Here is a 20015-nt window from a genome sequence, read left to right as displayed (position 1 = left end):
CCGCGCCGTCACTCGGCTACTTCTTCCTGCGCTTCACCGGCGTCGCGTCCGAGACCCCCGGGAGGATGTCGCGGAGGAACTTGCCCGTGTGGCTGGCCGTGGAGGCGGCGACCTCTTCCGGGGTGCCCTCGATGACGACGGTGCCGCCGCCGGAGCCGCCTTCGGGGCCCATGTCGACGAGCCAGTCGGCGGTCTTGATGACGTCGAGGTTGTGCTCGATGACGATGACGGTGTTGCCCTTGTCGACCAGGCCCTCCAGGACCTTGATCAGCTTGCTGATGTCCTCGAAGTGCAGGCCGGTGGTGGGCTCGTCGAGGACGTAGACCGTGCGGCCGGTGGAGCGCTTCTGGAGTTCGGCGGAGAGCTTGACGCGCTGGGCCTCGCCGCCGGAGAGGGTGGTGGCGGGCTGGCCGAGGCGGACGTAGCCGAGGCCGACCTCCTTGAGGGTGCGCAGGTGGCGGGCGATCGCGGGGACGGCCTCGAAGAAGTCGAGGGCCTCCTCGATCGGCATGTCGAGCACCTCGGCGATGGACTTGCCCTTGTAGTGGACCTCCAGCGTCTCCCGGTTGTAGCGGGCGCCGTGGCAGACCTCGCAGGGGACGTAGACGTCCGGCAGGAAGTTCATCTCGATCTTGATGGTGCCGTCGCCGGAGCAGTTCTCGCAGCGGCCGCCCTTGACGTTGAACGAGAACCGGCCGGGCAGGTAGCCGCGGACCTTGGCCTCCTGGGTCTCCGAGAACAGCCGCCGGACGTGGTCGAAGACGCCGGTGTAGGTGGCCGGGTTGGAGCGCGGGGTGCGGCCGATCGGCGACTGGTCGACGTGCACGACCTTGTCGACCAGGTCGGTGCCGGTGATCCGGGTGTGCCGGCCGGGGACGCTGCGGGCGCCGTTGAGCTCGCGGGCCAGGTGCGTGTAGAGGATGTCGTTGACCAGCGTCGACTTGCCCGAGCCGGAGACGCCCGTGACCGCGGTGAAGGTGCCCAGCGGGAAGGCGACCGTGACGTCCTTGAGGTTGTGCTCGCGGGCGCCGTGCACCACGATCTGCCGCTTCTTGTCGCGCGGGCGGCGGGCGACCGGGATCGGGATGCCGCGCTTGCCGGACAGGTACTGGCCGGTGAGCGACTCGTCGTTCTTCAGCAGTTCCTTGAGCGAGCCGGAGTGCACGACCTTGCCGCCGTGCTCGCCGGCGCCGGGGCCGATGTCGACGATCCAGTCGGCGGTCTTGATGGTGTCCTCGTCGTGCTCGACGACGATCAGGGTGTTGCCGATGTCGCGCAGCCGGACCAGGGTCTCGATCAGGCGGTGGTTGTCGCGCTGGTGCAGGCCGATGGACGGCTCGTCGAGCACGTAGAGCACGCCGACCAGGCCGGAGCCGATCTGGGTGGCGAGCCGGATGCGCTGGGCCTCGCCGCCGGAGAGGGTGCCGGCGGCGCGGTTCAGCGACAGGTAGTCGAGGCCGACGTCGACCAGGAAGCGCAGCCGTTCCAGGACCTCCTTGAGGACCCGCTCGGCGATCTTCTTGTCGCGGGCGTCGAGGCGCAGCGCGCCGAGGAAGTCCGCGCAGTCGCTGATCGACATGGCGGAGACCTCGGCGATGGACTTGTCCATCACCGTGACGGCGAGGACCACCGGCTTGAGCCGGGTGCCCTTGCAGGTCGGGCAGGGCACCTCGCGCATGTAGCCCTCGAAGCGCTCGCGGCTGGAGTCGCTCTCCGACTCGGAGTGCCGCCGCGTCACGAACGGCACGGCGCCCTCGAACGCGGTGGTGTAGGAGCGCTCGCGGCCGTAGCGGTTGCGGTAGCGCACCTCGACCTGGGTCTTGTGGCCGTACAGCAGGGCCTTGCGGGCGCGGGCGGGCAGCCCGGCCCACGGGATGTCGGTGCGGAAGCCGAGTTCGCCGGCCAGCGCGTTGACCAGGCGCTGGAAGTACTCCTTGGTGGCGCCCTGCGACCACGGGTGGATGGCGCCCTCGTCGAGCGTCTTCTCCGGGTCGGGGACGAGGAGTTCGGGGTCGACCTCCATCCGGTTGCCCAGGCCCGAGCAGTCGGGGCAGGCGCCGAACGGGGAGTTGAAGGAGAACGAGCGCGGCTCCAACTCCTCGAAGGAGACGTCGTCGTAGGGGCAGTAGAGGTGCTCCGAGAACATCTTCTCGCGCTCGGGGTCGTCCTCGGCGAGGTCGACGAAGTCGAGCACCACCATGCCGCCGGCCAGCTTGAGGGCCGTCTCCACCGAGTCGGTGAGTCGGCGCTTGGCGCCGGCCTTCACGGTGAGGCGGTCGATGACCACCTCGATGGTGTGCTTCTCCTGCTTCTTGAGCGTCGGCGGCTCGGTCAGCTGGATGGTCTGGCCGTCGACCCGGGCGCGGGCGTAGCCCTTGGACTGCAGGTCGGCGAAGAGGTCGACGAACTCGCCCTTGCGCTCCCGGACGACCGGGCTGAGGACCTGGAACCGGGTGCCCTCGGGCAGCTCCAGCACCTTGTCGACGATGGCCTGCGGCGACTGCCGGGCGATCGGGCGGCCGCAGTGCGGGCAGTGCGGCTTGCCGATCCGCGCGAACAGCAGGCGCAGGTAGTCGTACACCTCGGTGATGGTGCCGACGGTGGACCGCGGGTTGCGGCTGGTGGACTTCTGGTCGATCGAAACGGCCGGGGAGAGTCCCTCGATGAAGTCGACGTCCGGCTTGTCCATCTGCCCGAGGAACTGCCGGGCGTACGAGGACAGCGACTCGACGTAGCGCCGCTGGCCCTCGGCGAAGATCGTGTCGAAGGCGAGCGAGGACTTGCCGGACCCGGAGAGGCCCGTGAAGACGATGAGGGAATCCCGGGGCAGGTCGAGCGAGACGTTCTTGAGGTTGTGCTCGCGTGCACCGCGGACGACGAGGCGGTCTGCCACTGCTTCTGGCGCCTTTCTCCGGGTCGAAATGTGAGTTCTGCTTCTTCCAGGATGCGCCCGCCAGCGTACTAGCTCATGTGTTCGAATTTCGAACCTGTCCAGCGGGGTCCACCCGGACGAGTGAACGGCACCCGCCGCCGACGGTAGCGTCAACGACTGACAACCGCCCCCGGCAACGGTTCGGGGCGGCCGAGAACGCCTGGAACCGCTCCACCGACCGTCGAAAGGCACCACCCGATGAGCGACGCGACCACCGCAGCCGAGCAGCTGCGGGCCACTGTCGAGAGCACCGACGAACTGCTGCACACCCTGGCCGAGCTGAAGCCCGAAGCGCTGTTCGAACCGTCCGCCCTGCCCGGCTGGACCCGCGGCCACGTGCTGACGCACATCGCCCGCAACGCCGACTCCCTGGTGATCCTGCTCAACAACGCCCGTACCGGCCAGGACCTTCCCCAGTACGCCAGTGCGGCCGCCCGGGACGCCGACATCGAGGCCGGCTCCGGCCGGCCGCTGGACGTGCAGCTGGCCGACGTCCGCGAGAGCCAGCAGCGCTTCGTGGACGCCGCCCGGCTGCTCGCCCCCGAGCACTGGCAGGCCGTGCTGACCCACCGCTCCGGCTACCGGTTCCCGGCCTGGCAGCTGCCCGGCAAGCGGCTGGCCGAGCTGGAGTACCACCACGTCGACCTGAACGCCGGCTACACCCCGGCGCACTGGCCGGAGCAGTTCGCGGTCGCCGAGTTCCACCGCCTGGGCACCCACTTCGGCGCCCTGGAGGGCCTCCCGGTGCTCCGGCTGATCGCCGAGGACGCCGGGGTCGAGGCCCGGCTCGGCGGCGCGGGCGAGCCGGAGCTGACCGTGGAGGGCCCGGTGCGGGCGCTCACCGGCTGGCTGTCGGGCCGCTCGGACGGCGACGGCCTGCAGGTCCACCGCGACGGCCACCTGGTCGACGCGCGCACCGCCCTCCCCCAGCTGCCCCCGATGGGATGATGGTGCCGGTTGACGGGACACCCAGCGGCAGCGAGGAGCGCGTGATGACGTACCACGGAACGGTCAAGGTCGGTGGTGCACCGGACGTCCGGGAGCTGGCCCACCTGATCATCACCAAGGTGGCGGTCGGACCGTACGACAACAACGCCTACCTGCTGCGCTGCCGGGCCACCGACGAGCAGCTGCTGATCGACGCGGCCGCCGACGCGCCGGTGCTGCTGGAGACCGTCGGCAACCGGCTGGCCATGGTGGTCACCACCCACCGTCACCACGACCACTGGGGCGCGCTGGCCGAGGTGGTCGCCGCCACCGGGGCGCGCACCGCCGCCGGACGGATCGACGCGGAGGGCATCGAGGTGCCCACCGACGTCACGCTGGAGGACGGCTCGGTGCTCCGGGTCGGGCAGATCGAGCTGACCGTCCGCCACCTGGTGGGCCACACCCCGGGCGCGATCGTGCTGGTCTACGACGACCCGCAGGGCCACCCGCACCTGTTCACCGGCGACTGCCTGTTCCCGGGCGGGGTGGGCAACACCTGGGGCGACCCGGAGGCCTTCGACTCGCTGTTCCGGGACGTCAACCGGAAGATCTTCGACGTCCTCCCGGACGAGACCTGGGTCTACCCCGGCCACGGCAGCGACACCACGCTCGGCGCCGAGCGCCCGCACCTGCCGGAGTGGCGCGAACGCGGCTGGTGAACGGCGCGGGAAGAGGGCCCCCGCCGAGGCGGGGGCCCTCCTTCGTGCGCTGCCGGTCAGGCGTCGATCTTCTCCGGCCTGTCGGAGTCGTCGTCCTGCTTGCGCGCGGCGATCAGGCTGGTGACGGTGGTGACCGCCAGCGTCAGCAGGATGAAGCCCAGCGACACCGGGATGCTGATCTCCGGGACGTGCGCCCCGGCCTCGTGCAGCGCGTGCAGCACCAGCTTCACGCCGATGAAGCCGAGGATCACCGACAGGCCGTAGGACAGGTGGACCAGCTTCTTCAGCAGCCCGCCGATCAGGAAGTACAGCTGCCGCAGACCCATCAGCGCGAAGGCGTTGGCGGTGAAGACGATGTACGGGTCCTGTGTGAGACCGAAGATGGCGGGGATCGAGTCCAACGCGAACAGCACGTCGGTGGTGCCGATCGCGATCATCACGATCAGCATCGGGGTCATCAGCCGGCGGCCGTTCTCCCGGATGAACAGCTTGGTGCCGTGGTACCGGTCGGTGGACGGGACGCGCTTCTGGATCGACCTGAGCAGCCGGTTCTCCTCGAAGTCCTCCTCGCCCTCCTCCTCGGCCCGGGCCTCCTTGAGCAGCTTCCAGGCCGTCCAGATCAGGAACCCGCCGAAGATGAAGAACACCCAGGAGAAGCTGGAGACCAGCGCCGCGCCGCCGGCGATGAAGATCGCCCGGAGCACCAGGGCGATGATCACGCCGAACATCAGCACCCGCTGCTGGTAGATCCTCGGCACCGCGAACTTGCCCATGATCAGGATGAACACGAACAGGTTGTCGACGCTGAGCGACTTCTCGGTGATGTAGCCGGCGAAGAACTCCCCGGCCGGTTGGCCGCCGCCGTACCACCACAGGAACCCGCCGAACAGCACCGCCAGCACGACCCAGACGGCCGTCCAGATCCCGGCCTCCTTGAGGGAGACCTCGTGCGGCTTGCGACCGCCGATGAAGAAATCGGCCAGGATCAACAGGGCCAGCACCGCAATGGTGCCGGCCCACAGGCCTGCGGAAACGTCCATGACTGCTCCTCCGGCAGCTAGGCGAACATCGTCACTGCCGGAGGTCTCTTCCGCCGCACGGCGCGCCCATCGGTCGGCGCCGCGCGACCAGTGCCCCGGGATGCCGCGACGGGCAGCCGTGATGACGGGGTCACTGAACGGGGAATACTCCCCTCCGCTCCCGTCGAGAGTAACAGGAACGCCAAGGGAAGGTAAAGAAGGTAAAGGGCCGCTCTCGGACTGCCGGACTACAGGCCTACCGGCCTACAGGAACGGCTCGATGAACGGCAGCATGTCCCGGAAGGTGCGGCCGGTGGCGGGAGCGCCGATCGCGGTCATCTTCCAGCCCGCGCCGTCCCGCTCCACCTTGGCCATGATCTGCCCGGTGTGGGTGCCGCCGCCGGTGAGCTCGTAGCGGGCCAGCTCCTGGTTGGTGGTCTCGTCGACCAGCCGGCAGTGCGCGTTCTGCACCTCGAGGAAGTTCTGGCCGCTGTACGAGCTGACGGTGAACACGATCTGGGTGACCCGGCGCGGCACCTTGGTCAGGTCGACCAGGATGCTCTCGTCGTCCACGCCGCCCGCGCCGCCGACCAGGTTGTCGCCGGTGTGCTGCACCGAGCCGTCGTTGCTGACCAGGTGCGAGAAGAACACCACGTCGCTCATCGTCCTGCCGTCGTACAGCAGGGCGGACGCGTCCAGGTCGATGTCCTTCGGGCGGCGGCTGAAGAAGCCGCGCTTGCCCGGGGCGGACTTCCAGCCGAGGCCCATCCGGACCACGCTCAGCGTCCCGCCGTTGGACTTCTCCAGGCTGACGCTCTGCCCCTTCGCCAGGCTCACCGACACCCCGACCACCCCATTCCTCCGGGCTGCCCCGGCCTCTCGCACGCGACCGGCCGCGACAGGAGCGTCCTGGCCCCAGGCCGGTCGCGCACCACCCTACGCCGCCGCCCCGCCGCCCCGGTCCGGGACGGCGAGACTGTGGCAGAACCACGACATGGCGGCCGTTTCGGACCGCCCGGATCAGGCCATGCCGGCCTCGCGCATCTGGCGCAGCTCGCGCTTGAGCTCCTTGACCTCGTCGCGCAGCCGGGCCGCCACCTCGAACTGCAGCTCGGCGGCGGCGGTGTGCATGCGATCCGTCATGTCCTGGATCAGCTGGGCGAGTTCGGCCGCGGGCAGGCTCTTGGCGGGCTTCCGGTCGATGCCCAGCGACGGCACCGCGGCCTTGCCCTTGCCCTGCTGCCGGTAGCCGGTGGCGAGCAGTTCCTCGGTGTCGACGTCCTCGCCGGCCATGGTGGAGAGCAGGTCTCCGATCTTCTTCCGCAGCGGCTGCGGGTCGATCCCGTGCTCCTCGTTGTACGCCTGCTGGACGACGCGCCGGCGGTTGGTCTCGGAGATCGCCAGGTCCATCGCCGGGGTGATCTTGTCGGCGTACATGTGCACCTGGCCGGAGACGTTTCGCGCGGCACGGCCGATGGTCTGGATCAGCGAGGTGCCGGAGCGCAGGAAGCCCTCCTTGTCGGCGTCCAGGATCGCCACCAGCGACACCTCGGGCAGGTCCAGGCCCTCGCGGAGCAGGTTGATGCCGACCAGCACGTCGTACTCGCCGGCCCGCAGCTCGCGCAGCAGCTCGATCCGGCGCAGCGTGTCGACGTCGCTGTGCAGGTAGCGGACCCGGATGTCCAGGCCGAGGAAGTAGTCGGTGAGGTCCTCCGCCATCTTCTTGGTGAGGGTGGTGACCAGGACGCGCTCGTTCTTCTCCACCCGCTGCCGGATCTCGTGCACCAGGTCGTCGATCTGGCCCTCGGTCGGCTTGACGATCACCTCGGGGTCGATCAGGCCGGTCGGGCGGATGATCTGCTCGACCTGCCCGTCGCCGCGTGCCAGTTCGTACTTGCCGGGGGTGGCCGACAGGTAGACGGTCTGGTCGATCCGCTCCTGGAACTCCTCCCACTTCAGCGGCCGGTTGTCCATCGCCGAGGGCAGCCGGAACCCGTGCTCGACCAGCGTGCGCTTGCGCGAGGCGTCGCCCTCGTACATCGCGCCGATCTGCGGGACCGTCACGTGCGACTCGTCGATGACCAGCAGGAAGTCCTCGGGGAAGTAGTCGAGCAGCGTGTTCGGCGGCGAGCCCGGCTCGCGGCCGTCGAAGTGCATCGAGTAGTTCTCCACGCCCGAGCAGGTGCCGATCTGGCGGAGCATCTCGATGTCGTAGGTGGTGCGCATCCGCAGCCGCTGGGCCTCCAGCAGCTTGCCCTGCTTCTCCATCCGGGCGAGGGTCTGCTCCAGCTCGGTCTCGATGTCGCGGACCGCCCGCTCCATCCGCTCCGGGCCGGCCACGTAGTGCGAGGCGGGGAAGACGTGCACCGAGTCGTCCTGGCTGATCACCTCGCCGGTCAGCGGGTGCAGCGTGTACAGCGCCTCGATCTCGTCGCCGAACATCTCGATCCGGACGGCGAGTTCCTCGTACACCGGGAAGATCTCGATGGTGTCGCCGCGCACCCGGAAGGTGCCGCGGCTGAACGCCAGGTCGTTGCGGGTGTACTGGATGTCCACGAAGCGGCGCAGCAGGGCGTCCCGGTCGACCTCCTCGCCGACCTTCAGCCGCACCATCCGGTCGACGTACTCCTGCGGCGTGCCGAGGCCGTAGATGCACGACACCGACGCCACCACCACGACGTCCCGCCGGGTGAGCAGGCTGTTGGTGGCGGAGTGCCGCAGCCGCTCGACCTCCTCGTTGATCGAGGAGTCCTTCTCGATGTAGGTGTCCGTCTGCGGGACGTACGCCTCGGGCTGGTAGTAGTCGTAGTACGAGACGAAGTACTCGACGGCGTTGTTCGGCAGCAGCTCGCGGAACTCGTTCGCCAGCTGCGCGGCCAGCGTCTTGTTCGGCGCCATCACCAGGGTGGGGCGCTGGAGCTTCTCGATCATCCACGCGGTGGTGGCGGACTTGCCGGTGCCGGTCGCGCCGAGCAGGACGACGTCCTTCTCCCCGGCGCGGATCCGGCGTTCCAGCTCGGCGATGGCCGCCGGCTGGTCACCATTGGGCTGGAAGGGGCTGACGACCTCGAAAGGCGCCACGGACCGCTCGATACTCGTGATGGGACGCACCACTCCACGGTACGACCGGCCACCGACAGTCCGGACTACTTGGCGGAGTCCCGGGCCAGCGCGACCAGCCGGGAGACCGCCCGCAGGTACTTCTTCCGGTAGCCGCCGCGCAGCATCTCCTCGGTGAACACCTGGTCGAACGGCACACCGGACGCGGTGATCGGCAGCTCCCGGTCGTACATCCGGTCCGCCAGCACCACCAGCCGCAGCGCGGTCGCCTGGTCGTCGACCTGCCGCACCCCGCGCAGGAACACCGCGCCAACCTCGTCCAGCAGCGCGCCGTAGCGGCTCGGGTGCACCTCCTTCAGGTGCTCCAGCAGCACGTCGAAGTCGTCCAGCGAGGCGTTCGGGGTCTGCTCGGCCCGCGCGGTCACCTCGGCGTCGGTGTACGGCGGCGGCGCGGCCGGCAGACCGCGGTGGCGGTAGTCCTGGCCGTCGATCCGCACCGGGCGGAAGTGCCCGGACAGGCCCTGGATCTCCCGCATGAAGTCCGCGGCGGCGAACCGGCCCTCACCGAGCTTCTCCGGCAGCGTGTTCGACGTCGCACAGAGCTTGACGCCGTTCTCCACCAGCCGGCTCAGCAGCGTCGACACCAGCACGGTGTCGCCCGGGTCGTCCAGCTCGAACTCGTCGATGCACAGCAAGCGGTGCGAGCTCAGCGTCCGCACCGCGCCCTGGAACGTCAACGCGCCGACCAGGTTGGTCAGTTCGACGAAGGTGCCGAACGCCTTCGGCCCCGGCACCGCATGCCACAACGAGGCCAGCAGATGCGTCTTTCCTACGCCGTACCCGCCGTCCAGGTAGATCCCCGCCGGCCCGCTCGGCACCGGCGCGGACCGCCGGAACCACCCGCGCTTCGCCGGCTCCGCACCCGCGTTCAGGCTCGCCGCGAAACCCTCCAGGATCTGCACGGCCTCGTACTGGCTCGGCTGCGACGAATCCGGCAGATAACTGCCGAAACTCACGCCGGCGAACCGCGGCGGCGGCACCATCTCGGCCACCAGCCGCTCGGCCGGGACCACCGGCCGCCGAGAGGCGAGGGCTGTCACGGTACGGATTTCGGACTCCGAGGCAGGTGCAGACACAGACGATAAGCGTACAGGTGGGCCCGCACCCGGGGCGCGGGCGCTGGGGATGCGCCACCAGGGGCGCGGGGAACTGCGCGAAGCGGAAGGCTCCCGACGGCAAGATCGCGACGCAGGACAATGACCTGCACGTGGGCGCGACCCAGCAGGGGGCCTGGAAGACTCGGTGCCATGGAGCAACTTCTCGGCAGCACCCCCGGCACCCCCGGCACCCTGGAGTGGCTGGCCCAGGCGTACGCGTACCCCTCGGACACGCCCTGGCTGCGGGCCAACATGGTGGCGTCGCTGGACGGCGCCGCCCGGTTGGACGGCCTCTCGGACGGCCTGTCCAGCGAAGCGGACAAGCGGATCTTCGGCGTGCTGCGGGCGCTGTGCGACGTGGTGCTGGTGGGTGCCGAGACGGTGCGGGCGGAGGGGTACCGGCCGGGTCGTGCGCGGGCGGAGTTCGCCGAGCGGCGGCGGGCCGCGGGCCAGTTGCCCGCGCCGGTGATCGCGGTGGTGTCGCGGAGCCTCGACCTGGACCTGTCCGCCCCGCTGTTCACGTCCCCGCTGGTGCCGACGGCGGTGATCACCGTCTCGGACGCCCCGGCCGAGAAGCTGGCCCGGACCGCCGAGGTCGCCGATGTGATCACCGCAGGAACGGGCTCGGTGGACCTCCCCCGGGCGGTGGCGGCGCTCACGGAGCGTGGTTGGCGCCGGCAGCTCACGGAGGGCGGTCCCCGCTTGCTCGGGCAGCTCGCGGCGGACGGTCTGCTGGACGAGTTGTGCCTCTCGGTGGCCCCTCTGGTCACGGGCGGTGATTCACCGAGGATCGTGAACGGCCCGCAAATCGCGGACGTCCGGCGGATGCGGCTGGTGTCATTGATCGAGGAGAAAGGTTTCCTCTTCACCCGCTATCTGCGGTCGACCGATCCGGACCGCTCGCCGAGCGACCCCGCCCTCACCTGAGCCACTTCCTGACCGATGTGGACCACGTGTTCCATGTGGCGCGTGTGCAGCGTGAGGAATCCTTCCTCCGGGCACTATGAAGGAGGGGCTGTGGAGCCGGACCCGGGGGCCCGTACCAGCGAAGGGACTCGCGTGTTCAAGACCGTACTGATGATCGAAAAGGCACTCTCCGACGCCGACGTGGAACTGGTCACCACGCTCCACGGCGAGGAGAAGGTGTCCTTCGTCGTCCTGATGCAACCGCGCGGCAAGCAGGACGAACTGCTGCGTGCCCTGGACGATGTGGCCCTCGGCCATCTCGACCAGGCGGTGCACGAGCACGACGAGGCCGCCGGCGACGAACCGACCCTGGCCGGGGAGTCCCTGGAGCACAGCCTGCGCCACCTGCGCCGCTCCGGTGCGGAGGCGGTCGGCGAGGTGGTCGAGCAGCAGCCGCTGGTGCGTCTGCGCGAGGTGGTCGAGGAGTTCCGGGCCGACGAGGTGCTGGTGCTGACCTCGCCGCACTTCGTCGAGGAGTTCTTCCACCGCGACTGGGCCTCCCGCGCCCGGCACGAGGTCGGCGTCCCCGTCCTCAAGCTGTTCGCCAGCGACTCCTGACCGCCCTCCCGATTAGGGCAGAATCGTCCCGTGGCACCGCCCTGCAAGCGGGCCGCGGGACGACCCATTCCGACCTCGCCTGTACGGAGCAGCCTTGAACGACGCCGCGCACGACCTGCACGCCCCGCACTTCATCGGCATCGGCGGCGCCGGCATGTCCGGCCTGGCGAAGATCCTCGCGGTGCGCGGCGCCACCGTCTCGGGCAGCGACGCCAAGGAGTCGGAGACCGTGCGGGCGCTGCGCGAACTGGGCGCGACGGTGTACGTCGGCCACGCGGCCGAGCACCTGCCGGCCGGGACGAGCAGCGTGGTGGTCTCCAGCGCGATCCGCGCCGACAACCCGGAGCTGGTCGCGGCGCAGGAGCGCGGCGTCCCGGTGGTGCACCGTTCGGACGCGCTGGCCGCGCTGATGGGCGGCCGTCGGGCGCTCGCGGTGGCGGGCACGCACGGCAAGACCACCACCACCTCGATGCTGGCGGTCAGCCTGGGCGAGCTGGGTCTGGAGCCGTCGTACGCGATCGGCGGCGACCTGGACCTGCCGGGGTCGAACGCGCACCACGGCGCGGGCGAGATCTTCGTCGCGGAGGCGGACGAGAGCGACCGCAGCTTCCACAAGTACGCGCCCGAGGTGGCGATCGTCCTCAACGTGGAGCTGGACCACCACGCCAACTACGCGTCGATGGAGGAGATCTACGAGTCCTTCGAGACCTTCGTCGGCCGGATCGTCCCCGGCGGCACCCTGGTGGTGTCGGCCGACCACGAGGGCGCCCGGGAGCTGACCCGCCGGGTCGCCGGGCGCGAGGGCCTGAACGTGGTGACGGTCGGCGCGGCCGAGGACGCGGACGTGCGGGTGCTGTCGGTGGCGGCGCGCGGCATGACCAGCGAGGTGACGGTCGAACTGGGCGGCGAGCAGCTGGCGTTCACCGTCTCGGTGCCGGGCCGGCACTACGCGCACAACGCGGTGGCGGCGCTGGCCGCGGGCGTCGCGCTGGGCGTTCCGGCGGACGGGCTGGCGAAGGCGCTTGGCGCGTACACCGGCGTGAAGCGGCGGCTGCAGCTGAAGGGCGAGGCCCGCGGCGTGCAGGTGATCGACTCGTACGCGCACCACCCGACCGAGATGGCCGCCGACCTGGAGGCGATCCGCGAGGCCGCGGGCGAGGCCCGGGTGCTGGTGGTGTTCCAGCCGCACCTGTTCTCCCGCACCCAGCAGCTGGCCGAGGAGATGGGCCGGGCGCTGGCGCTGGCGGACGGCTCGGTGGTGCTGGACATCTACCCGGCCCGCGAGGACCCGATCCCGGGCGTCACCGCCGAGCTGATCATCGACGCGGCCCGTCGGGCCGGTGCGGACGTCCGCGCCGAGCACGAGTTCGCCGCCGCGCCCGCCGTGCTGGCCGCCCTGGCCCGGCCCGGCGACCTGGTGCTGACCATGGGCGCGGGCGACGTCACCAACCTGGGCCCGGAAATTCTGGCCGCCCTGGCGGACGTTGCACCTGCTGTCTGAGTCGAACGGCGAGCCCTGGAGAGTGTCGTGAGCTACGAGGTCGAGAAGTCCGACGCCGAGTGGCGCGCCGAGCTGAGCCCCGAGGAGTACCACGTGCTCCGCGAGGCCGGCACCGAGCGCCCGTTCGTCGGCGAGTACACCGACACCAGGACGGTCGGCGTGTACAGCTGCCGGGCGTGCGGGGCGGAGCTGTTCAGCAGCGAGACGAAGTTCGATTCGCACTGCGGCTGGCCGTCGTACTACGCGCCGCTGGCCGGGGACTCGGTGGAGTACCTGGAGGACAGCACGCTCGGGATGCGCCGGGTCGAGGTGCGGTGCAAGAGCTGCGGCAGCCACCTCGGGCACGTGTTCGAGGGCGAGGGCTACGGCACGCCGACCGACCAGCGGTACTGCATCAACTCGATCTCGCTGCGGCTGAAGCCCGCCGAGTAGGGCGCGACCACGCCCGCCCCCGTGGAAGACTGGTCGCTCTCGATCGGTCTGGACGTGGGTGGGGCGGGCGTGGCGCGGCGGCGGTCTTCCGGGGTGTGGTCGGTACTGGCGGAGGCGCAGCGTGAGCAGCACCGCCGCGTGGAGGCGCAGCGGAAGGCGGCGGCCGCGCAGCAGCGCGACCACGAGCGCGCGCAGCGCGAGGCGCAGCGGGCAGCGGCCCGGGGCGAGCGCGAGGCGCTGAAGGCGTACCAGCAGCAGCGGGACGCGGACGCGGCCCGTCGGACGGCCGAACTGGACGACCGGGTGGCCGAGTTGCGCGGCGTGCTGGCGGCGGGCCTGGCCGGGCCCGGGTTCTCGCTGGCGGAGCAGAGCCGGGGCGGGCAGGGCGCGATTCCGCCGTTCGACCCGGGTCCGCTGGGCACGCCGGTGCCGATGCCCGATCAGAACTGGTACCTGGTGCCGCCGTTGACGGGCGCGCAGGCGTACAACCCGGCGGCCCGCCGCCAGTGGGAGGAGCAGGCCGCGCACGCGCGGGCCCGGTTCGAGTACGACTGGCAGGCGGCGTGGGCGGCCGAGCAGCAGCGACAGCGTCAACTCGCCGACTACCGCGCCCAGTACGACGCATGGGCGGCCGAACGGCACCGGTTGCTGGCCGGGCAGAGCACCCAGGCGGGCCGGCTCGAAGCACGGCTGCGGGCGGGCGAGGCGGCGGCGGTCGCCGAGTACTTCGAGGCGGTGATCGACTGGCGGGAGGACTGGCCGGACGACTTCCCCACCGACGGCGAGACCTCCTGGGACGCCGACACCCGCCGCCTGGTGGTGCGGTGGGAGCTGCCCCCGTTCGACGTGGTGCCCTCCGTCGGCCGGTACCGGTACGTCCGCTCCGACGACCGCGAGGACGAGGTGGCGCGACCGGCCACCCAGCGCAAGGAGATCTACCGCGAGGTGCTCGCGCAGTGCGCGCTGCGGGTGCTGGCGGAGGTGTTCCGGGCCGACACCGGCGGGCTGATCGCCTCGGTCGGCCTGAACGGCGTCGTGGTGGCCCCGGACCCGGCGACCGGCCAGGAGGGCGACCGCTGCCTGCTGGCCGTCGAGGTCGACCGGGAGACCTTCGCCGGACTGGCGCTGGACCGGGTCGCCCCACTGGACTGCCTGCTGGAGGCGCTCGGCGGCCGACTCTCCGCCCGTCCCGAGAAGGCCGACACGGTGGCCGCGATCCCGGCCGCCGCGACCTCCGCCGTCGACGGCGACGAGCCGGACCTGTTCGCGATGGACCCGATCGAGTTCGAGAAGCTGATCGCCGAACTGTTCCGCCGCCGCGGCTTCCGCACCAGCACCACCGCCCGCAGCGGGGACGAGGGCGTGGACGTCCTCGCCGAGGACCCGGACCCGATCACCGGCGGCAAGATCGTCATCCAGGCCAAGCGCTACCGGCACACCGTCTCCCCCAGCGCCGTCCGCGACCTGGAGTCCACCATGCGCCGCCAGGGCGCCAACCGCGGCATCCTGGTCACCACCTCGGGCTTCGGCCCCGGCTCCCGCAAGCACGCCGAGGGCCAGCCGCTCACCCTGGTGGACGGCCCGATGCTGCTCACCCTGCTCCGCGAACACGGCCTCCCGGGGCGGCTCGGCCCCGCCGAGATCCCGGCGCAGCGCGCCGAGGAGCCGGCCGCCGTCGAGTTGACGCCCGGCCAGAACACCGTGCTGCCCGACGGCGAGGTGCGGGTGCGTTTCCGGGCCGGCGGCGCGGACGCCGACCTGACGCTGCTGCTGCTCGACACCGGCGGCAAGGTCCGGGCCGACGCGGACTTCGTCTTCTACCACCAGCCGACCGCCGAGAACGGCGCCGTCACCCTGGAGCCGGGCGACGGCAGCGCGACCGTCCGCACGGCGCGGCTGCCGGCCGCGATCCACCGGGTCGCGATCTCGGTCAACCTCGACGCCGACACCGACGCCACCTGTGCCGATCTGGTGGACCCGACCGTGGAACTCGTCTCCGGCCCCGCCCGCTGGCTCTTCCGCCCGCCCACCGACCCGGCCATCTCCGCGATGCTGGTCGCCGAGCTCTACCGCCACCCCGCCGACGGCTGGAAACTCCGCGCCGTCGGCCAGGGCTGGTCCGACGGCCTCGCGGGCCTGGCCCGCGACCACGGCGTCGAGGTGGAGTAGGGGCACCACCAGGGGCTCCCCTGCGCTACAGCGTCCGGCTGTGTTTCCACTCCTCCGCGCAGACCCGGTACCCGAACCAGTCGTTGATCGCGAGCATCGGCGCGTTGTCCCCGTCGTTGTTGGTGTACGCGGCCGCCAGCCCCCGTTCCTGGGCGCGCCGAAGCGCATGGGCCTTGGCGAGCTTGGCCAGCCCGCGCCCGCGGTGCGTGGAGCGGGTCGCGGTGAAGGCCGACCAGTAGTTGCGCCCGTCGGTCTGGGCCGCCGAGAACGCGACGGCCTCGCCGCCGTCGAGCACCACCGACGTCAAGGCGTGGTCCTGGTCGGGCCGTTGCCAGATCTCGGCGAGCCAGCCCTCGTAGGACTGGTCCTCCAGGGCGAGGTCGCCGGGTTCGGCGCGGGTGCCGTCGATGTCGACCAGGTAGATCGGGTAGGGGTCGTCCAGGAAGTCGGCGGCGGTGCGCAGTTCGATGCCGGCCGGGGTGGGCGGCAGCGGCGGGAGCGGGACGGTGAGGTCGCGGCCGGCGAACTGGGCGCGGCGGCCGCGGCGGTAGCCGCGCGCGGCGGCGAATCCGAGGGCTTCGGGGGTGCCGTCCGCCCAGCCGTGGACGTCGCGGACGTCGAGCGCGGCGAGTTCGCGTTCGGCGGCGGTGAGCAGCGCGGTGGCGATGCCCGCGCCGCGGTGCTCGGGCAGCACGCTGACGTTCAGGAAGCCCTGGTGGGGGGTGGTGCTCTCGGTGACCGGGCCGAACCTCGCGGAGCCGACGACCTGCCCGCCGCGTTCGGCGACCAGCAGGTGGTAGTGCGGAAGGCCGACGAGCCAGTTGGTCACCTCGGGCGTGATGACCAGGTGCGGTCGGCCGGCCCGGTAGGCCTCGGTGGCCCCGGCGGCGTCCTCGGGAACGAACGGGCGGATGTGGTACGGCATCGAAGTCATAGGCATGTCACGTTAGTCAGTCGTTCGCCTGCGCGCCGCTGAATTTCCCCCACCTGCGGGCCGTGGTGTTCAGTGGGCGGGAAAGCTCAAGTTCAGCTCTGAGTTTCCGGTGTCCCGCTTGGCACGGGGCCCGACCGGATACACCCTCGGCAGGGGGGACCGAGGCCGTCGAAAGGCCCGGCGGGAAGGGGTGGAATATGTCGTCGCACGGAATTCCGCGGCTGGGCACGGGTCTTGGCTGGCGCCCCGAGATCGACACCGCCGTCGAGCGGCTGCCCGGGCTGGACTGGGTGGAGGTGGTCGCGGAGAACGTCTGCGCCGATCATCTGCCGCCGTCGCTGGTGGCGTTGCGGGCCCGGGGCGTCACCGTCGTCCCGCACGGTGTCTCGCTGGGGCTCGGGGACGCCGCGGAGCCCGCTCCGGCGCGCGTCGCCCGGCTGGCGTCGGTCGCCGAGGCACTGGGTTCGCCGCTGGTCAGCGAGCATCTGGCGTTCGTCCGGGCGGGCGGTCTGGAGGCCGGTCACCTGCTGCCGGTGCCGCGGACCCGGGAGGCGCTGCGAGTGGTGGCGGCCAATGTGCGGATCGCCCAGCAGGAGCTGCCGGTGCCGCTGGCGCTGGAGAACATCGCCGCCCATCTCGCATGGCCGGGCGACGAGTTGACGGAGGCGCAGTTCCTCGCCGAGCTCGTCGAGCGCACCGGCGTGCACCTGCTGGTGGACGTCGCCAACCTGCACACCAACCGGGTCAACCTGGGCGTCGACCCGGCCGCCGAACTCGACCGGCTGCCGCTGGACGCGCTCGCCTACGTGCACGTCGCGGGCGGGGTGGAGCGTGACGGCGTCTGGCACGACACCCACACCCACCCCGTCACCGCGCCCGTGCTGGAGGTGCTCGCCGCACTGTGCGAACGCACCGACCCGCCCGGGGTGCTGCTGGAGCGGGACGGCGCCTACCCGCCGCCCGCCGAACTGTCCGCCGAACTCGACGCCATCCGCCGGGTCCATCGCAGGGCCCGTGCCCATCGGGAGGAGCCCGACCTTGTCCGAACGGGACGAATACCTGATCCGTGACCGTACCGACGCCGAACTCGCCCTGGCCCGCCGCCACTTGGCGGCACGCCAGGAGGAGCTGCTGACCGCACTGGTGGCCGGCGGCCCCGCGCCCGCCGGCTTCGACCCGGCGCACCTGCGCATCCAGGCCGAGGGCCTGCTCGCCAAGCGCCGCGAGACCGTCGGCCATCTGATGCCCGACCTTCCCGAGCTGCTCGGCGCGGACTTCGCGCCGCTGTTCCGCCGCTACGCCACCGACCGCCCGCTCGCCGGCGGCTACCGGGCCGACGCCCGCGCCTTCGCCGACTGGGCACTGGACGCCGCGCCCACCGCGCCGTGGCACCCGGCACTGCACCGCCTGCTCCACCCGACGGCCCGCCGCTGGGCCCGCCTGCTGCCGCGCCGCACCGCCCGGGCGCACGGGTAGCCGCCGCACCGCCGCCATCCCGCACCACCGCACGAAAGGACGTCGGGGGAATGTGGAACACCCAGTTCGTCGTGGCCCTGGCCCTGGTCGCGTCGGCCGTGGCCGTCGCCACGGTCTTCAACCGGCGCTGCCGCCGGGTCACCGAACCGAAAGGCCTGCCCGGACGCGGCATGCTGCTGCTGGAGGCCGCGTACCTGGCCGGCGGCCCGGCCCGGGCGGTGGACACCGCGCTGGTCCGGATGGAGCGCGAGGGCCGGGTGGTGATCTCCCGGGCCCACCGGGTGACGGTCACCGACAGCGAGCCGCGCGACGCCGTCGAGTCCGTGCTGATCACCGCGGTCGGCGGCCGCACCGGGCGGGACCTGTCCGTGCTGCGCACCTCCGTGGTGGGCAGCCCGGACGTGCAGCGGATCGGCGACCCGCTGGCCGCCCGCGGCCTGCTGCGCCGGCCCACCGCGATCAGGGCCGCCTGGCGGGCCCGCCGGCTGGTGGTGCTCGCACTGGTGGTCACCCTGGCGCTGGGCACGGCCGCCACCCTCCAGTGGCTGTCCGGGCCGGCGCGGGACTCAAGCGCTCCGCCGTTCTTCCCGTTCGGCGCGCTGGCCATGATCGCCGCGCTGTACCTGGTGATCGGGCGGCCCCCGAAGGCGCCGATCACGCCCGCCGGGCTGCGCCAGCTGCGCCTGGTGCGCGGCACCACCCCGTGGCGTCCGCGCGACGTGAGCGGGGAGCACGCCGCGCTGGTCGGCGCGTTCGCCCTGGACGGGGCCGCCGCGCTGACCGACGAGGAGCACCTGCTGCGCGAGGCGTTCGGCGGCGCCGTGGCCTGGCCGGTCCGGCTGACGAAGGCGGGCCGCCGGTCCGTCGGCAGCTTGGCCGGCGGGTCGGCGGCCGCGGGCAACGCGTGGTGCGGGGCCGCGTCCTACGCCTGCGGCTCGTCCTCGAACCACTCGGGCGGGCATTCGGGCGGCGGCCACTCCGGCGGCGGGCACTCGCACTCGTGCGGCTCGTCCTCCGGCGGGGATTCGGGCGGGCATTCGGGCGGCCACTCCTGCGGCGGCTCCTCGCACTCGTGCGGTTCGTCCAGCTCGTGCGGGTCGTCCGGTTCGAGCTGCGGGGGCGGCGGGGGCTGCGGTTCCTGAACGAATCCTGTGTCACAGTTCGGTATCGCGGCAGGTGGATCAGTTCCGTTTGCCGTGCACACGGGACTAGAACAAACACCATGTGGGTGCTGCTGCTGATCCCGACCTGTGCCGCCGCGGTGCTGTCCTGTCTGCGCCTGGTCCGGGTCGCCGCGATCGCCGACGCGCTCGTCGAGCACCTGCCGGCCGCCGACCGGGCCACGGGGATCGGCCTGTACGAGACCGCGTACCTGGCGGGCGGTCCGGCCCGGGTGGTCGATCTGGCGCTGGTCCGGATGGCCGGGCTGGGCCGGCTGCACCTGGCGCACACCGGGTGGACGACGGTGGTCGACCCGCTCGACCGGGGCCGGCTGGAGCGGGCGCTGATCACCGCGATCGGCCCCGAAGGCCAGTGCCGCACCGCCCAGTTGAAGGCCGCACTGGCCACCCACCCGACCGTCCGGGACATCGGCGACCGGCTCGCCCTGGCCGGGCTGGCGACGCCCGCGGCACTCCGGGACCGGGCCCGCCGAGCGGTCGGGCACGTGCGGTACGCGCTGCTCACGGCCGTCGCGATGCTGCTGGTCACGGTGGTGCTGAACGCCGACGGCCGGTCCGCCCGGACGGCCGTCGCCTGGTACGCCCTGCCGCTGGTGCTGACCGGCGGCACCCTGCTGATGGCCCGGGTCGACGTGCACGCCTACACCGCGTGGGCCGCCCCGGCCGGCCAGCACCTGCTGCGCGCGCTGGGCCGCCCGCACCTCTGCCGGGCCGGCGCCGCCGACGACCTGCTCACGGCGGTCGCGATGCGCGGCCCCGAGGCCGTCCAGGACCCGCGCCTGCGGGCCGCGCTGATCCATCGTTAGACCCGGCCCGCCGGGAGCCGGCCGGGCCCACTTCCGACGCCGCACCAGCGCGGTGGGACGACGGCTCCACCATCCCGGTCGACTACCGGCTGCGGCTGCCCGACCTGGTCATCGACGACCTGCAGAACGCCCCCGACCGCACCCCGACACACCGACAGCCGCCGCCGTGCCTTCGCAC

15 protein-coding genes and 1 pseudogene are annotated in these 20015 nt (G+C 71.9%); 10 read left to right on the top strand and 6 right to left on the bottom strand.

Annotation, left to right across the window (positions count from 1 at the left end):
* Positions 1 to 16: 16 nt before the first annotated feature.
* Entirely contained in the window at positions 17 to 2893 is a 2877-nt protein-coding gene (gene uvrA / locus ACFV4P_RS23600; RefSeq protein ID WP_380474126.1) for an excinuclease ABC subunit UvrA, read from the bottom strand.
* Positions 2894 to 3130: 237 nt separating this feature from the next.
* Here uvrA and ACFV4P_RS23595 point away from each other — a divergent pair, with 237 nt between their 5' ends.
* Entirely contained in the window at positions 3131 to 3880 is a 750-nt protein-coding gene (locus tag ACFV4P_RS23595) for a maleylpyruvate isomerase family mycothiol-dependent enzyme (RefSeq protein WP_380474125.1), read from the top strand.
* Positions 3881 to 3924: 44 nt separating this feature from the next.
* On the top strand, positions 3925 to 4578 hold the full coding sequence (locus tag ACFV4P_RS23590) for an MBL fold metallo-hydrolase (RefSeq protein ID WP_380474123.1): 654 nt from the start codon (positions 3925 to 3927) through the stop codon (positions 4576 to 4578).
* Positions 4579 to 4634: 56 nt separating this feature from the next.
* Here ACFV4P_RS23590 and ACFV4P_RS23585 read toward each other — a convergent pair whose 3' ends face one another.
* The 4 genes from ACFV4P_RS23585 to zapE all read right to left on the bottom strand — a co-directional run bounded on the left by ACFV4P_RS23585 (position 4635) and on the right by zapE (position 9700).
* A complete protein-coding gene (locus ACFV4P_RS23585; RefSeq protein ID WP_380474121.1) occupies positions 4635 to 5618 on the bottom strand; it encodes a TerC family protein in 984 nt (327 codons plus the stop codon).
* Positions 5619 to 5861: 243 nt separating this feature from the next.
* Entirely contained in the window at positions 5862 to 6440 is a 579-nt protein-coding gene (locus ACFV4P_RS23580; RefSeq protein WP_380474119.1) for a TerD family protein, read from the bottom strand.
* Positions 6441 to 6617: 177 nt separating this feature from the next.
* Complete coding sequence (gene uvrB / locus ACFV4P_RS23575; RefSeq protein WP_380474116.1) at positions 6618 to 8708, bottom strand: excinuclease ABC subunit UvrB; 2091 nt, start codon at positions 8706 to 8708, stop codon at positions 6618 to 6620.
* Positions 8709 to 8743: 35 nt separating this feature from the next.
* On the bottom strand, positions 8744 to 9700 hold the full coding sequence (gene zapE, locus ACFV4P_RS23570) for a cell division protein ZapE (RefSeq protein WP_380474537.1): 957 nt from the start codon (positions 9698 to 9700) through the stop codon (positions 8744 to 8746).
* A gap of 264 nt (positions 9701 to 9964) precedes the next feature.
* Between zapE and ACFV4P_RS23565 the strand changes: the two genes are divergently transcribed.
* From ACFV4P_RS23565 to ACFV4P_RS23545, 5 genes are all read left to right on the top strand, one after another.
* Positions 9965 to 10741, top strand: coding sequence for a pyrimidine reductase family protein (locus ACFV4P_RS23565; RefSeq protein ID WP_380474114.1), 777 nt, complete (start codon positions 9965 to 9967; stop codon positions 10739 to 10741).
* Between the two features lie 132 nt (positions 10742 to 10873).
* Positions 10874 to 11338, top strand: coding sequence for an indole-3-glycerol phosphate synthase (locus ACFV4P_RS23560; protein ID WP_143200346.1), 465 nt, complete (start codon positions 10874 to 10876; stop codon positions 11336 to 11338).
* A 94-nt stretch (positions 11339 to 11432) separates the two neighbouring features.
* Positions 11433 to 12839: a UDP-N-acetylmuramate--L-alanine ligase gene (gene murC / locus ACFV4P_RS23555; protein ID WP_380474112.1), complete on the top strand. Its 1407-nt coding sequence runs from the start codon at positions 11433 to 11435 to the stop codon at positions 12837 to 12839.
* A gap of 27 nt (positions 12840 to 12866) precedes the next feature.
* Entirely contained in the window at positions 12867 to 13271 is a 405-nt protein-coding gene (msrB, locus tag ACFV4P_RS23550; protein WP_073814902.1) for a peptide-methionine (R)-S-oxide reductase MsrB, read from the top strand.
* A 21-nt stretch (positions 13272 to 13292) separates the two neighbouring features.
* Positions 13293 to 15440, top strand: coding sequence for a restriction endonuclease (locus tag ACFV4P_RS23545; protein ID WP_380474109.1), 2148 nt, complete (start codon positions 13293 to 13295; stop codon positions 15438 to 15440).
* A 25-nt stretch (positions 15441 to 15465) separates the two neighbouring features.
* Here the strand turns inward: ACFV4P_RS23545 and ACFV4P_RS23540 are convergent, their stop codons facing one another.
* Complete coding sequence (locus ACFV4P_RS23540) at positions 15466 to 16374, bottom strand: GNAT family N-acetyltransferase (RefSeq protein WP_380474106.1); 909 nt, start codon at positions 16372 to 16374, stop codon at positions 15466 to 15468.
* A 197-nt stretch (positions 16375 to 16571) separates the two neighbouring features.
* On the opposite strand from ACFV4P_RS23540, the pseudogene ACFV4P_RS23535 reads away from it, so the two are divergent.
* The 3 genes and pseudogenes from ACFV4P_RS23535 to ACFV4P_RS23525 all read left to right on the top strand — a co-directional run bounded on the left by ACFV4P_RS23535 (position 16572) and on the right by ACFV4P_RS23525 (position 19837).
* A pseudogene (locus ACFV4P_RS23535) lies at positions 16572 to 17850 on the top strand (DUF692 domain-containing protein).
* 50 nt (positions 17851 to 17900) lie between these two features.
* The gene (locus ACFV4P_RS23530) at positions 17901 to 18992 is read left to right on the top strand and encodes a TIGR04222 domain-containing membrane protein (RefSeq protein WP_380474103.1); all 1092 of its coding nucleotides are present in this window, start codon (positions 17901 to 17903) and stop codon (positions 18990 to 18992) included.
* A gap of 80 nt (positions 18993 to 19072) precedes the next feature.
* Complete coding sequence (locus ACFV4P_RS23525; RefSeq protein WP_380474100.1) at positions 19073 to 19837, top strand: TIGR04222 domain-containing membrane protein; 765 nt, start codon at positions 19073 to 19075, stop codon at positions 19835 to 19837.
* The last annotated feature ends 178 nt before the right edge of the window (positions 19838 to 20015 follow it).

Source organism: Kitasatospora sp. NPDC059795 (genome assembly GCF_042732175.1).
In the GTDB taxonomy this organism is placed as follows: domain Bacteria; phylum Actinomycetota; class Actinomycetes; order Streptomycetales; family Streptomycetaceae; genus Kitasatospora.
This window is presented reverse-complemented; position numbering and strand designations above follow the sequence as displayed.

Excerpts from the sequence above, each read along its gene's own strand:
- ACFV4P_RS23530 (WP_380474103.1), top strand. The coding sequence starts at position 17,901 with ATGTGGAACACCCAGTTCGTCGTGGCCCTGGCCCTGGTCGCGTCGGCC.
- ACFV4P_RS23525 (WP_380474100.1), top strand. The coding sequence starts at position 19,073 with ATGTGGGTGCTGCTGCTGATCCCGACCTGTGCCGCCGCGGTGCTGTCC.
- ACFV4P_RS23590 (WP_380474123.1), top strand. The coding sequence starts at position 3,925 with ATGACGTACCACGGAACGGTCAAGGTCGGTGGTGCACCGGACGTCCGG.
- ACFV4P_RS23540 (WP_380474106.1), bottom strand. The coding sequence starts at position 16,374 with ATGACTTCGATGCCGTACCACATCCGCCCGTTCGTTCCCGAGGACGCC.
- ACFV4P_RS23585 (WP_380474121.1), bottom strand. The coding sequence starts at position 5,618 with ATGGACGTTTCCGCAGGCCTGTGGGCCGGCACCATTGCGGTGCTGGCC.
- zapE (WP_380474537.1), bottom strand. The coding sequence starts at position 9,700 with ATGGTGCCGCCGCCGCGGTTCGCCGGCGTGAGTTTCGGCAGTTATCTG.
- ACFV4P_RS23595 (WP_380474125.1), top strand. The coding sequence starts at position 3,131 with ATGAGCGACGCGACCACCGCAGCCGAGCAGCTGCGGGCCACTGTCGAG.
- ACFV4P_RS23565 (WP_380474114.1), top strand. The coding sequence starts at position 9,965 with ATGGAGCAACTTCTCGGCAGCACCCCCGGCACCCCCGGCACCCTGGAG.